The organism is Streptomyces sp. H27-C3, from assembly GCF_030063415.1.
Lineage (GTDB): Bacteria > Actinomycetota > Actinomycetes > Streptomycetales > Streptomycetaceae > Streptomyces.
In genome coordinates, this window is sequence record NZ_JASITA010000011.1 from 174,842 (window position 1) to 189,119 (window position 14,278).

13 protein-coding genes are annotated in these 14,278 nt (G+C 68.6%); 4 read left to right on the plus strand and 9 right to left on the minus strand.

The window, feature by feature from the left end; genetic code table 11:
* Window positions 1–156: 156 nt before the first annotated feature.
* Window positions 157–3,288, plus strand: coding sequence for a Tn3 family transposase (locus QMK30_RS13665; protein ID WP_283517967.1), 3,132 nt, complete (start codon window positions 157–159; stop codon window positions 3,286–3,288).
* Window positions 3,289–3,368: 80 nt separating this feature from the next.
* Here the strand turns inward: QMK30_RS13665 and QMK30_RS13670 are convergent, their stop codons facing one another.
* The 3 genes from QMK30_RS13670 to QMK30_RS13680 all read right to left on the minus strand — a co-directional run bounded on the left by QMK30_RS13670 (window position 3,369) and on the right by QMK30_RS13680 (window position 6,194).
* Window positions 3,369–4,682: an MFS transporter gene (locus tag QMK30_RS13670; RefSeq protein ID WP_283517969.1), complete on the minus strand. Its 1,314-nt coding sequence runs from the start codon at window positions 4,680–4,682 to the stop codon at window positions 3,369–3,371.
* Complete coding sequence (locus QMK30_RS13675) at window positions 4,679–5,284, minus strand: ArsR/SmtB family transcription factor (protein WP_283517971.1); 606 nt, start codon at window positions 5,282–5,284, stop codon at window positions 4,679–4,681. Before QMK30_RS13675 ends, QMK30_RS13670 begins: the two co-directional genes overlap by 4 nt.
* A 505-nt stretch (window positions 5,285–5,789) precedes the next feature.
* A complete protein-coding gene (locus QMK30_RS13680; RefSeq protein WP_283517973.1) occupies window positions 5,790–6,194 on the minus strand; it encodes a MerR family transcriptional regulator in 405 nt (134 codons plus the stop codon).
* A gap of 80 nt (window positions 6,195–6,274) precedes the next feature.
* Here QMK30_RS13680 and QMK30_RS13685 point away from each other — a divergent pair, with 80 nt between their 5' ends.
* Together QMK30_RS13685 and QMK30_RS13690 are read left to right on the plus strand one after the other, a co-directional pair.
* Window positions 6,275–7,084, plus strand: coding sequence for an alpha/beta fold hydrolase (locus QMK30_RS13685; RefSeq protein WP_215013441.1), 810 nt, complete (start codon window positions 6,275–6,277; stop codon window positions 7,082–7,084).
* Complete coding sequence (locus QMK30_RS13690; protein ID WP_283517974.1) at window positions 7,081–8,325, plus strand: MFS transporter; 1,245 nt, start codon at window positions 7,081–7,083, stop codon at window positions 8,323–8,325. Before QMK30_RS13685 ends, QMK30_RS13690 begins: the two co-directional genes overlap by 4 nt.
* Window positions 8,326–8,423: 98 nt before the next feature.
* Here QMK30_RS13690 and QMK30_RS13695 read toward each other — a convergent pair whose 3' ends face one another.
* The 4 genes from QMK30_RS13695 to QMK30_RS13710 all read right to left on the minus strand — a co-directional run bounded on the left by QMK30_RS13695 (window position 8,424) and on the right by QMK30_RS13710 (window position 11,059).
* On the minus strand, window positions 8,424–9,056 hold the full coding sequence (locus tag QMK30_RS13695) for a recombinase family protein (protein ID WP_283517977.1): 633 nt from the start codon (window positions 9,054–9,056) through the stop codon (window positions 8,424–8,426).
* Window positions 9,057–9,252: 196 nt separating this feature from the next.
* Window positions 9,253–10,065 carry a MerR family transcriptional regulator gene (locus QMK30_RS13700; protein WP_283517979.1) on the minus strand — a complete coding sequence of 271 codons (813 nt, stop codon included), beginning with the start codon at window positions 10,063–10,065 and terminating at the stop codon, window positions 9,253–9,255.
* A gap of 111 nt (window positions 10,066–10,176) precedes the next feature.
* Window positions 10,177–10,770, minus strand: a complete 594-nt coding sequence (locus QMK30_RS13705) for a recombinase family protein (protein WP_283517980.1) — start codon at window positions 10,768–10,770, stop codon at window positions 10,177–10,179.
* A 157-nt stretch (window positions 10,771–10,927) separates the two neighbouring features.
* Window positions 10,928–11,059 carry a hypothetical protein gene (locus QMK30_RS13710; RefSeq protein ID WP_283517981.1) on the minus strand — a complete coding sequence of 44 codons (132 nt, stop codon included), beginning with the start codon at window positions 11,057–11,059 and terminating at the stop codon, window positions 10,928–10,930.
* Window positions 11,060–11,191: 132 nt separating this feature from the next.
* On the opposite strand from QMK30_RS13710, the gene QMK30_RS13715 reads away from it, so the two are divergent.
* On the plus strand, window positions 11,192–12,346 hold the full coding sequence (locus QMK30_RS13715; protein WP_283517983.1) for a recombinase family protein: 1,155 nt from the start codon (window positions 11,192–11,194) through the stop codon (window positions 12,344–12,346).
* Here the strand turns inward: QMK30_RS13715 and QMK30_RS13720 are convergent.
* Window positions 12,343–12,747: an RNHCP domain-containing protein gene (locus QMK30_RS13720; RefSeq protein ID WP_283517984.1), complete on the minus strand. Its 405-nt coding sequence runs from the start codon at window positions 12,745–12,747 to the stop codon at window positions 12,343–12,345. The two genes, QMK30_RS13715 and QMK30_RS13720, sit on opposite strands and share 4 nt — an antisense overlap.
* Window positions 12,737–14,164 carry a glycoside hydrolase family 6 protein gene (locus QMK30_RS13725; RefSeq protein WP_349362069.1) on the minus strand — a complete coding sequence of 476 codons (1,428 nt, stop codon included), beginning with the start codon at window positions 14,162–14,164 and terminating at the stop codon, window positions 12,737–12,739. The genes QMK30_RS13720 and QMK30_RS13725 overlap by 11 nt, the downstream gene beginning before the upstream one ends.
* Window positions 14,165–14,278 lie beyond the last annotated feature (114 nt).

Genomic DNA, 14,278 nt, shown 5'->3' on the forward strand with positions numbered 1-14,278 from the left:
GGCGACGACCGGCCTTGGGGACCAACGGGACAGTCAGTATCGGTGAGAACGATCATGGTTGGATCGTCGTGATCCACTAGCACAAGCGATCTGTTACGTACGGATGTTCGCTGAAAGACCCAGGGTCACTGGCGGGCAGGTGGTTACGTCCGGTGCATGCCAGTGGAGTTCTTGACTGATGAGCAAGCCGAGGCGTATGGGAAGTTCGCCGAGGAGCCGACACAGCCCGAGCTGGAGCGGTTCTTCTTCCTCGACGACGTGGACCGGGATTTGATCGCGCTGCGGCGTACGCAGCATCACCAGCTCGGGTTCGCGCTCCAGATGTGCACGGCGCGGTACGTGGGGCTGTTCCTGGGCGAGGACCCCCTCGATGTGCCGTGGCCGGTGGTGGAGCACCTGGCCATGCAGCTGGGCATCGAGGACGCCTCGTGTGTAAAGCGGTACACCGACCGGCGGCAGACGGTGTACGACCACGCGTGGGAGATACGTGAGGCGTACGGCTATCACCTGTACGAGGACCACGACCAGGGCCGGAAGTTCCGGGCGTTTCTGCATGGGCGGGCGTGGACAGCGCACGCCGAGGGGCCGAAGGCTTTGTTCGATCACGCGGTGGGTTGGCTGCGTCGGCACCGGGTGCTGCTGCCGGGGGTGAGCGTGCTGGCCCGGCAGGTCGCCGAGGTCCGTACCATCGCGGACAAGCGGCTGCATACCACGGTCGCCAGGGCAGCCCGGCGGGCGGATGCGGCGCTGCCCGGCGACCCGGTCGCCACGCTGAAGACGCCGGAGGGCAAGCGGTATTCGGAGCTGGAGCGGATGCGCCAGCCGCCGACGCGGACCACTGGCACGGCGATGAAGGGCGCGTTGCAGCGGGTCGAGGACATTGCCGCCTTTCATCTGGGTAGCCTGAAACTGGATCAGGTCCCACCGAACCGACTGTCCGCGCTGGCCCGCTATGGGCTGGGCACCAAGGCGCCGAAGCTGGAGCGGACCCCGGAGCCCAAGCGCACGGCGATGCTCACCGCAGTGATGCGCCACCTGGAGGCCAAGGCGATCGACGACGCCCTGGACCTGTTCGAGATCTTGATGGCCACGCGGCTGATCAGCACCGCGAAGCGGTCCAGTGAGAAGCAGCGCCTGTCCACGCTGCCGCAGCTGGAGAACGCGTCGCGGCTGGTGGCCAGGGCGGCAGCGGTGTTCATCGAGGAGCTGGAGCTCATCGAGCAGAGCGGCTGCGATGTGGACGTGGCCGCACTGTGGGCGGCGCTGGAGGAGGTCGCACCGCGGGCGGCGCTGTCCAGTGCGGCGAGCGTGGTGGTGAGCCTGGTCCCGGAGGACGACAACACGGCGGAGACGGTGCTGCGCGGGGCGCTGGCGCTGCGCTACAACACTGTCAAGCCGTTCCTGTCGCTGCTGGGCGAGTCGAAGGCGCTGGACGCGGCGACCGGCGGGATGCGCATCCTGACGGGGGTGAAGCGGCTCCCGGCCCTGTCGCGGCGGAAGGTGGGCGAGAAGCCGCTGCTGCCGCGGGAGGTCGACGACAAGCTGGTGCCGGCGCACTGGCGCAAGGCGGTGTACGCGAACACTGAGCTGCCGCAGGGGTCGGTGGACCGTGACGCGTACGTGGTGTGCGTGCTGGAGCAGCTGTTCCGCGCGCTCAAGCGCCGCGACATCTTCGCGTCCCCTTCGCACCGCTGGTCCGACCCGCGCGCCCGCCTGTTGCAGGGCAAGGGGTGGGAGGCGGTGCGCGAGGACGTCCTTGCGGGCCTGAGCCTGGAGGAGGACGGCGAGGAGCACCTGCGGGAGCTGACGGCGGTCCTGGACGCGACGTGGAGGCAGATGGCCGAGCGGCTGGAGGAGGCCGGCGCGGACGCGAAGATCAGCATCGAGGTGCAGCCGAACGGGCGGGCGAAGCTGAACGTGGAGAAGCTCCACGCGCTCGGTGAGCCGAAGTCCCTGGCCTGGCTGCGCGGCCGGGTCGAGAAGATGCTCCCGAAGATCGACCTGCCGGACCTGCTGTTCGAGGTGAACGGCTGGACAGGGTTCCTGGACGCCTTCGTGCACCTGGGCGACGGCAAGACCCGCATGAAGGACCTGACGACGTCGATGGTCGCGCTGCTGGTCTCGGAGGCGTGCAACATCGGCATGACGCCGGTCATCAACCCGGGCTACGAGGCACTGACCCGGTCCCGGCTGGTCCACGTCGACCAGTACTACCTGCGCGCGGACACCATCGCCGCGGCGAACGCCGCCCTGATCACAGTCCAGGCCCGGGTGCCGATCGTGCAGTTCTGGGGCAGAGGCCTGCTCGCCTCCGTCGACGGCCTGCGCTTCGTCGTCCCCACGCGGACCATCAACGCCGCCCCTAGCCCCAAGTACTTCGCGAAGAAGAAGGGCATCACCTGGCTCAACGCCATCAACGACCAGGTCATCGGCATCGGGCAGATGGTGGTTCCCGGCACCCCGCGCGACTCCCTGTTCATCCTGGACGCCCTGCTCAATCTCGATGGCGGGGTGAAGCCGGAGATGGTCGCCACGGACAACGCGAGCTACTCCGACATGGTCTTCGGCATCTTCAAGATGCTGGGCTACCGCTTCTCCCCGCGGTTCAAGGACCTTCAGGACCAGCGGTTCTGGAAGGCGGCAATGCCCGGCGGCGAAGCGGCGGGCGGGTACGGGCCGCTGGAGGCGCTGGCCCGCAACAAGGTCAACGTGAAGAAGGTCCTCACCGCGTGGCCGGACATGCTGCGGGTGGCCGGTTCACTGGTCACCAACCAGGTGAGGGCCTACGACCTGCTGCGGATGTTCGGCCGTGAGGGACACCCGACCCCGCTGGGGCAGGCGTTCGCCGAGTACGGGCGGATCGCCAAGACCCTGCACCTGCTCGCCGTCGTCGACCCGGTCGACGACACCTACCGAAGGCAGATGCACAAGCAGCTCACCGTCCAGGAGTCCCGCCACAAACTCGCCCGAGACATCTGCCACGGCAAGAAGGGCACCATCCACCAGGCATACCGGGACGGCATGGAAGATCAGCTCGGCTCGCTGGGGCTCGTTCTGAATGCGGTGGTGCTCTGGACGACCAGGTACATCGACGCCGCCGTCGCCCAGCTCCGTGCCGAGGGTCACGAGATCCGGGATGAGGACGTCGCCCGGCTGTCCCCTCTCAAGCACAAGAATCTGAACGTCCTGGGCCGCTACAACTTCACTGCCTCCACCCCCGCCGGCGGCGGCCTGCGGCCCCTGCGGGATCCGGACGCCGCCGGACTCGACGATGACGAGGAGGAGTAGGCGGCGTAGCCCGCGACTTGATGGCCGACAGAAGGTTCTGGCGCTCGGTGCCGAGAGGGAATTGCCCGGTGCGATCGTGATCAATGACGAGGTAGGGCCGGCTCGCCATCAGAATCCAGCAGAAGTTCGGAATTACTCGTTGCCGGGCGGGACGTCGGCAGGTCCCGGGATCGCCGGATCGGGGAAAAGAGCAGGATCAGTGCGGCGAGCGGGACCCCCGCTGTCGTGATGGCCATGGCGGTGCGGAGGCCGAGTGCGGTTCCGAGCACGCCGCCGAGCAGTGCTCCGATGGGAATCGTTCCGTAGCTGAGGAATGCTGTGCTTGCGGTGAGGCGACCGAGGAGATCCGGCGGGCAGTAACGTTGCTGGAAGCTCGCCTTGATGATGTTGCCGGCGACGACGCCTGCGGAGACGCTGAAGCCGCCTGTCACAAAGAGCAGGATCCCGGCTCCGCCGACGGTCAGCGGGATGAGCAGACCGAGCATGGGAAGTCCCAGCTCGAACAGCAGTGTCGCGCGGGCCGTGCCGATCTGGTGAGCAACCCGACGTGCGGCGAATGCCCCTGCTACGCCTCCGGCACTGGTCGCCGCGATGATTGCGCCGACTGTCCCCGGGGCCAGGCCGACACTCCGGACCAGGAAGACCACCTGGATTGACTGGTATCCCATAAGAGCCAGGTTGGAGGCGGCTCCGAAGAGTGTGAACGTGCGAAACCAGGGGTCGACGGCGACCAGCCGCAGGCCTTCGCGGACTTCACTGATCAGTGAAGTGGGGCGATGTTCGGTTCTGGTGATGCGTGGCTCGCGATGCCGGATGCCTGCGAGGCACAGGAGGGAGACGAGGAATGTCGCGGCGTTGGCGAACATCCCGTTCACCGCACCTGCCAACTGTGCGATCAGGCCGCCGGAGCCGAGCCCGGCAATCTGCGCGGCGGATGCGCTGCCGTGCAGTTTGGCGTTGCCTTCGGGCTGGTCATCGGGTTCCAGAATGCTGGGGAGATAGGCGCTGTAGGCGGTTTGGAAGAACACTGCTGCCGTGCCTGTCAGCAGGGCGACGGCCAGCAGTAGTCCGATACTCAGCCGGCCGGACCATGCGGTGACCGGGACGCTGGCGAAGAGTACGAGGGAAGCCGCGGCGGCGGCCAGCATGATCGGTCTGCGCCGCAGCCGGTCCACCCAGACACCGACCGGCAGACCGATGATCAGCCAAGGGGCCCAGGCGGCGGCGCTCAGCAGGCCGACCTCGAACGTGCTGGCGTGCAGGGTGGAGACGGCGACCAGCGGCATCGCCACCCCGGTGACGGACGCGCCGAACTTGCCGGCGGTTTCGCCGCACCACAGCAGGCGGAAATCGCGATGGCGGCGCAGGAGGCCACCGCGTATGCCGTGGCTCATGCGGTCCCACGCTCCTTGCGGGGGAAGGACTGGAGCTGGACGACGACAGGGAGCGCGCCCGGGGCGGGCACGGCGTCCGAAGCAGGGGTATGGCGGGCGATGACAGCCATCAGCTCCGCGTTGAGCGCCTCCAGCTGATTCGGTGTCATCCGCAAGTCACTCCAGTCCGAGACGGTGCCGGCGCTCCGCCACCTCTCGTCCCAGTCCTCGCTGAGGTAGTTCACGACCCGGCTGAAGTGCTGCTGCAGCAGTTCGTGCAGGTAGACCGACAGTGCGCCCCGGGTGTCGGGATCGTCGCGGAAATCGGCAGTGTTCAGCTCATTGGAGACGTCGACCCTTCTCCACCAGCGCTCGCGTTTCGTGCCCCGTCCGGTTTCCTCCTCGATGAAGCCGTGCTCGGCTAGGTGGCGCAAGTGCCAACTGATGGTGCCGGTGTTCTCCCCGAGGCGTTCGGCGAGCCTGGTGGCGGTGGCGGGGCCGTCCAGGCTCAGCAGTTCAAAGATGTTCATCCGCAGCGGATGGGCCAGCCCCCGCAGGCTGCGCGCATCGAGGCGCCGGGTGGGCTTGGCGGGCTGTGATGTGCGTTCAGGTTCGTCGGACATGCCAACAGCGTAGGTTGCAGAGTCTCCTCTGCATAGGAGTCTCTGCAGAGAGGACTCTGCCAGTGTGTGGCCTCGCTGCCGACCCGGTGGGTGAGACGGGACAAGGGGTGCCGGTAAGAACGGTGTCACCAGCCGCAAACGGTAGTGATCTTGTCTGTGTCCCTCGTGCGGGTGAGCGCGGGGCTGTACGGCTGCGGTTGGTGAGGCTCCGCGGGGACGATCAGTGATCGTGACCCGTACGCCGTTGGACCTGGATGAGCTCGTCGAGCACTGGACGCTGTTGAAGGACGAGCGGGACCTTGTGTCCGGCAAGCGTGGTGCGACGCGATGTAGCGCCGGGCGGCGACCATGAGGCCGAAGGCCAAGGCGAGGCCGACGAGGCGTGAGCCGCCGAGGACAGTCTTGGCGGTAGCGCTAGCGAAGTCCTGGTCATGTTCTGGTCGAACATCAACCCGTAGGACACCTCCGCCTCGCAATGGCAAGCCGCTCGATCTGGGACTTCCTGTCAGCTTGCCTCGGCAACGCCCGGCTGAGGCGACCTCGGCGTCCCTCCGCCCCCCGGGGGCGCGGCGGCGATGATGGTGTCGAGCATCGCGCGCGACGCCTGTAGATCCTTGATGGCGTGGGTGATTCGCTCGCCCTCCCGGCGCAGCTGGGCGAGCACGTCCGGACAGGTGGGCACGAGGCGCTCGTCGTCCGCCCGGATGCATGGCAGAACCTGAGCGATCAGAGCGGTCGGAAGGCCTGCCGCCAGCAGACAGCGAATGCGGCGCACCGTCTCGACGTCCGACTCGCCGTAGACGCGGTAGCCGCTGGGCAGCCGCTCGGGCGTCAGCAGTCCTTGCTGCTCGTAGTAGCGCAGCAGCCGCTCATGGACCCTGGTACGCCGCACCATCTCCTTCATGCGCATGCCCCTCGCCCTATTCCCGTTTCCCTTGCACACGCCGCAACTTGACTCTGACACTGATGTCGGAGTTTAGCGTCGGCGGCATGACCACTGATCACGCGCTTCCCACCCCTCACCTCGATGTCCTCGTGCAGGGGCGCGGCCCCGCACTCCTGCTCGCCCACGGCGCCGGCGGCGGCATCGAGGGAAACTTCGGCCTCGTCCTCGACGACCTCGCCCAGGACCACACCCTTGTCGGCCCGCACTACCCCGGAGCGGGTGGCTCCCCCGCAGCCATCGAACCACTGGACCTGGACGACCTCGCCGACCGCCTGGTAGCAGCCGCCGTTGCAGCCGGCCAGGATTCGTTCGCCGTCCTCGGAGAGTCCCTCGGCAGCGCCGTGGCCGTCCGGATCGCCACACGGCACCCCAACCGTGTCCGGGCCCTCGTCCTCACCGCCGGCTTCCCTACCGCTGACCCCGTCCTGGCGCTCGCCGCCCAGCTGATCAAGTCCCTGGCAGCCGCGGGTCAGTGGGGCGACGTGGCACGACTCGCCCTCCTGTCCTGTATGTCCCCTGCGGACCTGGCGGACCTCGAACCGGCCGACCTCGACGCACCAGTCGCCCAGACCCTGACCGCAATGCCGCCGGGCACGTTGGATCACTTCGACCTGGTGTCCCGCGTGGACGTCCGGACCGATCTGGCGAAGGTGTCCGCGCCCACCCTGGTGGTGGCGCCGACCGGCGACCGGCTGGTGCTGCCCGAAAGCTCATACCGCCTGGCGGCCGGCATCCCGGGCGCCCAGCTGATCGAACTGCCCGGCGCCGCCCACGTCCTGAACACGGCAGATCGAGCGACCTGGCTCCGCCACGTCCGCGAGTTCCTAGCCGCTCTGCCCGCCACGTCAGCGTGAGCGCACCGCTCCTCACGGATCAGGCCGGTCCGCCCACGAAGTCGCTGGCCCGGCCCTGGGCTGGCCTGCTCGTTCTCGCCACTACGATCTTCGTCGTCGTCACCACAGAGCTGCTGCCGGTCGGGCTGCTGACGCCGATCAGCGACGATCTGGGAGTCGCGCGATCACGGGTGGGGCTGCTGGTCACCGTGTACGCCTTCACCGTCGGACTGACGGCAGCTCCGCTCACCCACTGGACCGCCGCCTGGCCGCGCAAGCGCCTCTACATGACCGTGAGTGCGGCCTTCTCCCTCGGCACCGTGCTCTCCGCGGCCGCGGAGAGCTACCCGATGCTGGCGATCGGCCGGTTCCTGTGCGGGATGGCGCACGGAGTCTTCTGGTCGATCGTCGCCGGATACGCCGCCGCGCTCGCCAAGCCCGGCCGCTCGAGTCGCACAACAGCCATCGTCTTCGCCGGAAACTCGGCGGCCCTCGTCCTGGGCGTCCCCCTGGGCACCGTCCTCGGCAACGTCGTCGGATGGCGTGGCGCCTTCTGCGCCGCGGCGGCCCTCGGTCTCGGGGCACTCGCCGCCGCCCAGCGACTCTTGCCCGACATTCCCAACCGCTCCGCCCCACCGCAGTCGGCAGGCCTCGGCGGCGCGCTGCGCCTGCCCGGCCTACGAAGCATGGTGACAGCGACCGCGTTGCTCGTCCTCGGACACTTCACCGTCTACACCTACGTGACCCCGCTCCTGCACGACGCCGCTGCCTTCAGCGAAGCCGCCACCAGCATGCTTCTTGCCTTGTACGGACTGGCGGGCTTCCTGGGGACCTGGCTCGGCGGTGTCCTGGGGGACCCGTCGCCCGCACACCGTCCTGCTCGGCACCATCGCCCTGATGGCCAGCTCACTGGTTCTGCTCGGTGCGAGCGTCCGGCTGCAGCCTCTGGCCGTGGTGGCCGTGGCCCTGTGGGGCGTTGCCTTCGCCGCACTGCCGGTAACGCTGCAATCGAGCGTTCTCCGCCTGGGAGCGACCGCGCCCGACGCGGCGTCTGCCTGGTACGTCTCCGCGTTCAACCTGGGCATCGGAGGAGGAGCCCTCACCGGCGGACTGCTAAGCAGCTCCCCGGTGGCGATGCTCCCTTGGACCGCCCTGATCCCATTAGTACCGGCCTTCGTCTTTGCCTGGACCACGCGGGCAGCCTTCCCGCATCCACCGTCGCGGTAAATGCCGGATTTACTGCGGCAGAGCCCCTACCGTGATCACCGCGACCTGCGGCGGACGATTTTGGCCGCCGGGGCGAGGTGTACGCATTTACTGCGGCAGTGCCAGAAGGGCGGGGCGGGGATGACGATCGATGTCAGTTTCCGGAGTCGGCTGCACGGGTGTCCGAAGTGACCTGCACTCTGGCTGGCTGGCTGGGGATCTGCTGCCCGAGGTGGCGGTAGATGGTGGGCCGGGAGACGCCGAACTCCTCGGCGATATGCGCCACGGTGTAGCGGTTGTGGCCCTTGTCGTCCCTTTCCTCGTACATCGCCCGCGCCAGCTGTACCTGGCGGGGGCCGAGCTTGGGCTTCTGTCCTCCGGTGCGTCCGCGGGCGCGGGCGGCGGCCAGGCCGTCCATGGTGCGCTCGGACATCAGAGCGTGCTCGAACTCGGCGATGGCGCCGAGGATCTGGAAGAACATCCGGCCGATCGCGGTGGAGGTGTCGATGCCCTGGTCGAGCACGACCAGGTCGACGCCGTCGGCCTCCGACTGCTTGGACAGGTCGATGAGGTTCTCCAGGGAGCGGCCGAGGCGGTCGAGTTTGGTGACCACCAGCTGGTCGCCGGCGCGCAGGGCATCGAGGGCCCGGTCGAGTTCGGGGCGGCGGGCGAGCTTGCCCGATGCTTTGTCGGTGTAGACGCGTTCGCAGCCGGCGGCGTGCAGCGCGTCCTGCTGGGCTTCGGGGTGCTGGTCGCGGGTGCTGACCCGTGCGACGCCGATTCTCATGCCGGAACCGTAACGCGAACGGGGTAGTGCGTGACATAGGCGCGTACACGGGAAGCGTTACAGTCGCGACCTGCGGGAACGTCACACGACTGTCAGTTCCCGAAGTCGGCTGCACTGATGCCCGAAGTCGACTGCACTCGCTGACGGTAAATCACCATGGGGGCAGCCAGGATGTCGGCTGCCCCCGGCTCTCTTGTCAGGCCTTGGCCACCGGTTCTTGGAGCTCGGTCACCCAATCATCCCGGTTGGCGGGGCACTCTAGGTTGATCTCCCGCGGATAGCCGGTCGAGCGGTAGCCGTTGGCGTCGATCCAGCGGCCCAGGGTCTGGATGGCGGGCAGGACGGTCTCCATCGAGCCGCGGTGCACGATGGCAGCCGCCTGCTCGACCGGCGGCAGATCGACGATCCGCAGCCCGCCGTCCTCCCCGAGCGGCGCGGAGACCTCGACGCCCGCGTGAATGAGGACCCCGCCGTCCGGGCAGTCCTCGTAGTACGCGACACCGGGCCCGGTCAGGGCGATACCGGCCGCCTGCAGGCGCGTCATCAGGTCCTCGTACAGCGGCTGGATGACCGGGCCGATGGTGTCAAAGTTCGGCGCCACACCGGTCAGCTCGGCTACCCGTACGGACGGCAGACTCTTGACTATGACGTCGTTGCTGGGCATGTGCCCCTCGCTCTCGATCGACCGGAGCCTCGCCTCGACCTGGAGCAGCCGGGCCGCCGCAGCCGCCACCGTCTCCGCCAGTTCGGCGCGTCGCAGCCGCAGCATGCCGCGCAGTTCCTCGGTGCTGACTTTCTCGTCCAGGATCTCCCCAACCTGTTGGAGGGTGAGGCCGAGATCCTTGAGCGCGATGACCCGGTTGAGGCGGGCCAGCTGGGCGGCGGTGTAATAGCGGTAGCTGGTGGCGGGGTCGACATGGGCCGGGCGCAGCAGTCCGGTCGCGTCGTAGTGACGCAGCATCCGGACCGAGACGCGGCCGTGCCGGGCGAAGTCTCCGATGGTGAACATGATGTCTCCGAGTTCAGCGCCTGACACGGTGTGAGGGTCAAGAGCCCTACTTCGCCGTCGGCACAGCGTGGCCCTGACCGCTGCGGGCGGTCTGTTCGCCTCCCCGCACAGCTATCCCTGCAGGTAGCGGTGCAGGGAGGTCTTGGGGATACCGGTCTTGGTGCTGATCTCCCCGTAGCTGGCGCCCTGGTCCTTCAGTAGGCGCGCATATTCGATCTTGTCGGCGGGGTGAGCGACGGGGCGGCCGATGTGGCGGCCGGCGGCTTCGGCGACGGCGCGGGCGTGGGCAGCGCGTTCGGTGGTGAAGGTGCGTTCCATCTCCGCGAAGAGGGCCAGCAGCAGGAAGGCGATGCGGCCCATGCCTTCGTCGGCGGTGTTGATCGGAAGAGGATCGGCCAGGGAGCGCACGCCGATGTCCCTCTCGCCCAGGTCGTGGACGAGGTTGAGGACTTCGCGCAAGTTCCGGCCAAGCCGGTCGAGGGTGTAGACGACGATCACGTCGCCGGGGCGGGCGTAGGCGAGCAGATCGGCCAGGCCGGGGCGTTCGACGGTGGCTCCGCTCTTCTTGTCGACGTAGATCCGGTCTTCCGGGATGCCCGCCGCACCCAGTGCGTCGAGTTGGCGTTCCAGGCTCTGTTTGGTGGTGGAGACCCGGGCGTACGCGAGTTCGAGCCCGCCTGCGGGGTGGGGTGTGTCGGTTCCCATGGCCGGACCGTACCGGAAGTCGACTCCGTACGGGCCTTCCGGAACGATTCTTGTGGAACGATTTACGGAACGACCGGTGGAGCGATCAGCCCAGGACGCATATCTCCTGACGACGCGTCGGAAGCCCTGTTCCACTTCCATGGATGTGGAACACGCATCAGGCAAGGTCGGTGCGACCAAGATCGCGGGCGCTGGGCAGGAAGTCGGAGGGCACGCCGATGCCGAACAAGAAGGCGCGCTCCTCTTCGAACCGGTCGAGGGTTCGGCAGCCGAGGCCCCCGTCGCGCATACGACTACGGCCAAGTCGACCGTAGTGCAGGCGACTTCGGACCGTCTGGGAGTTCGCACTTCCCTGCGCTCGGCGGCGAATCCCCAGCTCATCCGTGCACGCGACTACGGACATTCACACGATCGGGCCGCATTGGCGGTAGAACGTCACGACTGCCCGAACTGTGACGCGCCCGCCGGCAGCGCCTGCCGCACCCGAGGCGGGAAGACCGCCGCGAAGTACCACACCCCCCGCTTCGTCCTCGTCCCCGCGCTCCGCGAGGAACTCGAAGTCCTCGTCCCCACCGACCGGCACCCGGGCCGCGCATGGAAGCAGGGCCCGGCGCTCGCGATCGTGCCCGCGCCCCGCGCCGAGCGCCCGGTCCGCATCGGGTACGCCAGGACGTCCACCGCCCGGCAGGAGCTGGCGAGCCAGCTCGAAGCCCTCCACCGCGCGGAGTGCCACAAGGTCTTCAAGGAGCAGATCAGCACCCGCGTGAGGGTGCGGCCCGAACTGGAGAAGGCGCTCGCCCTGGCCCACCAGTTCAAGGAGGCCGCGCCCGAGACGCCCGTCATCCTCACGGTGCACGAACTCAAGCGCCTGGCCAGGAACGCGGCCGAGCTGATGACGCTGTCCGCCGAGCTCCAGGCCGGCGGCATCCAGCTCGAACTCCTCACCGGCCCCCTCACCGGGATCTACGACCCCAACGGCATGGGCGCCATGTTCTTCGCCGTCCTCGCCGTCGCCGGGCAGATCGAGCGCAACTACATCCGCGAGAAGACCCTCGAAGGCCAGGTCATCGCCGCTTCCAAGGGCAACCACGGCGGCCGCCCGAAGGTCATCGACGACGACATGCTCACCTTCGCCGTCGCACTGAAGGACAAGGGCGTCCCCGTCCCCGACATCGCGAAGAAGCTCACCATCAAGGTCGGCAAGAACGCGGGCAAGTCGCCCTCGGTCGCCTCGCTCTACCGGGCTCTCGCGGAAGCCGAAGCCGCCGCGGTGGACGACGGCCTGCCGCTCCGGCCCAAGCCCGTACGAATCCGCCAGTCCGGAGAGCCGCTCACCGCCGAGGAGATCGAGCTGCGCGAACGGCTCCAGGCCCAGCCCCACCCGAACGCCGAGCTGCGGCAGACCCGCTCGCGGCCTGCATCAAGCCCACGATCACCGGCCTTCAAGATCAATCTCACCGATACTGACTGCCCCATTGGTCCCCAAGGCCGACGACAGAGGTGGTCCGCTGCCCCGCACTTCGCTCAACGACGAGGTGCGGGGCAGCAGTCGACTGATCGGCCGGAAACCCCTTAGATGAGCCCGAGCCGCTCCAGCGGGAACGACGGGCGGGCCAGCGGACCGACCGCGAGTCTGGTCAGCGGCAGGACGTTGTCGTCGCCCGCCGTGCGGTTGGCGTGGAGCACGCCGCAGCCTGCGCAGCGGTGGACCAGTATCCATTCGCCGTCACCGCGCACCGAGATGGCGAGAGGCTCCATCCGGGCACCGCAGTCGGCCGCCCGGTCGCCCGGGGTGTCGTCGAGGTGACGGCTCCACAGGCAGTTCGGGCAGTGATTGCGGTGGGTGGTTCCTGCGGCGGTCATCGATATGTCGATCCCGCAGTTGAGGCAACGGAACGACTCGGCGCGTGCCTCGGTGCGCGCCCGCCTGGAGGTGTTGCGGGCGGCGGTGTTACGAGTGGTGGTGTTACGGGACATCGTGAGAACGACTCTCCTGAACTGATGCGCGGAAGAACGTGGCTGTAGCTGAACGCCGTCTCGCATCAAGGGAGTTCGTACCGGTCGGCGAAGCCGTCAGGGCGTCGCCTGCGCGGAGGACCTGCCTCGATCGCGAGAGCGGTTCCGCAGGGCCCGTGTCATATAGCACCACCTGTTTTCTCCTGGTCAGGACGAGCCAATGAAAGCGGCGCACCGGCGCGGCTGCAACCGGTTTTTTCAGCGCGGCGGGGCCCGGCAGGATCGACGGACGGGCGAGCCGAACCAGTTCGAAGGCCTGCTGGGTGAACCAGTCACCGGCCTTCGGGCCGACTGTGCGCCGCTCGGGGTCCATCGGGCCGCTCGTACCGCGCAGACATTGGCCGTCCGACTCCCCCGGTGTCTTGATCCACAGCCTGGCGTCGTGCAGCGGGTCCTTGGTCTCCGTGGTGGGGCGGGCGCCGAGCCCCCGTCCCGGCGGGTTGCACCAGTCCTGCGCGTCGCGGTACTTGCCCGCCGGCGGAGTCCACGGGCCGCGCCCGTTGCGACTGCTGTCGGTGACGAAGTGCTTCATACGGTCCGGGGCGGTGTGCGGTTGCTTGTCGAGCCAGGTCCGGGCGCGGGCGCGCGACCAACGCTGTTCGGCACAGGCCGTGGCCCTTCCGCCTCGCCCGACGTGGGCGAGGCAGGATGAAATGAGCCTGCCGTACCAGGCGTTGGCGCTGTCGGTGCTGTAGTTGGACACGTTGACGGTGAAGCCCGTGGCCCCCGTGATGCCGCCCTTGACCAGGCGGGGCACGATGCTGCTCACCGCGTGCCAGGCCGGGTGGCCGGCATCGAGGTAGACCTTGGTGTGCGCCAGGCGCCCGAGAGCGGTGACGGCGTGGCCGAGGTCGGCGTACCGCGCGGCGGTCATCGCCCTGGCGACGGCCTTCGGACAGTCGGCGGGCAACAGGGCGAGCGCGTCGGGTTCGAGGACGACCAGCGCGGGGGCCGGGCCGATGCCCCGGGCGACGGCGGCGATCCAGGCCCGGTACCGGGAGCTGTCGTCGGCGCCGCCCGCCGAGTACTGGGCGCAGTCACGGCCCGGGATGTTGTAGAGCACCAGGGCGGGCAGCGCACCGTGCCGGAGGGCGTCCTGGACGACCCGGCGCGTTTCGCGTTCGGCCGCCGCCGGATCGCCGCCCGGCAGCCAGACGGCCTGCGGGGTTCGGACCATGGCCAGAAGGCCGGCGGCTTCGCGCGGCTGCCCGGCGCCGGTCAGCGCGAGAGCCTGGCGGTACGCCGCGGGGTTGGCCGACGGGGTGTAGAGCTTGGTGGCGGCGGGGGTCGTGACCGGATCCCGGACCGCGGCGGGGGCGGTGGCCGTGGCGGGAACGCCGAGGAGCAGCGTCGAGGCGAGGGCGAGCGGAAGGCCCACCGGGAGGAGCCTGCCGAAGATCCGCCCACTGGTCGGTGAGCTTGTCGGTGAGCCGATCGGCGTACTGGTCTTTCTGTCTCTGGGTGTGTCCGTCGATGTGTTCGTCGATGCGCT

Coding starts and splice junctions, on each gene's coding strand:
- QMK30_RS13675 (WP_283517971.1), bottom strand. CDS start 5,284: ATGTCCGACGAACCTGAACGCACATCACAGCCCGCCAAGCCCACCCGG.
- QMK30_RS13685 (WP_215013441.1), top strand. CDS start 6,275: ATGACCACTGATCACGCGCTTCCCACCCCTCACCTCGATGTCCTCGTG.
- QMK30_RS13705 (WP_283517980.1), bottom strand. CDS start 10,770: ATGGGAACCGACACACCCCACCCCGCAGGCGGGCTCGAACTCGCGTAC.
- QMK30_RS13700 (WP_283517979.1), bottom strand. CDS start 10,065: ATGTTCACCATCGGAGACTTCGCCCGGCACGGCCGCGTCTCGGTCCGG.
- QMK30_RS13710 (WP_283517981.1), bottom strand. CDS start 11,059: ATGCGCGACGGGGGCCTCGGCTGCCGAACCCTCGACCGGTTCGAAGAG.
- QMK30_RS13720 (WP_283517984.1), bottom strand. CDS start 12,747: ATGTCCCGTAACACCACCACTCGTAACACCGCCGCCCGCAACACCTCC.
- QMK30_RS13695 (WP_283517977.1), bottom strand. CDS start 9,056: ATGAGAATCGGCGTCGCACGGGTCAGCACCCGCGACCAGCACCCCGAA.
- QMK30_RS13670 (WP_283517969.1), bottom strand. CDS start 4,682: ATGAGCCACGGCATACGCGGTGGCCTCCTGCGCCGCCATCGCGATTTC.
- QMK30_RS13665 (WP_283517967.1), top strand. CDS start 157: ATGCCAGTGGAGTTCTTGACTGATGAGCAAGCCGAGGCGTATGGGAAG.
- QMK30_RS13680 (WP_283517973.1), bottom strand. CDS start 6,194: ATGCGCATGAAGGAGATGGTGCGGCGTACCAGGGTCCATGAGCGGCTG.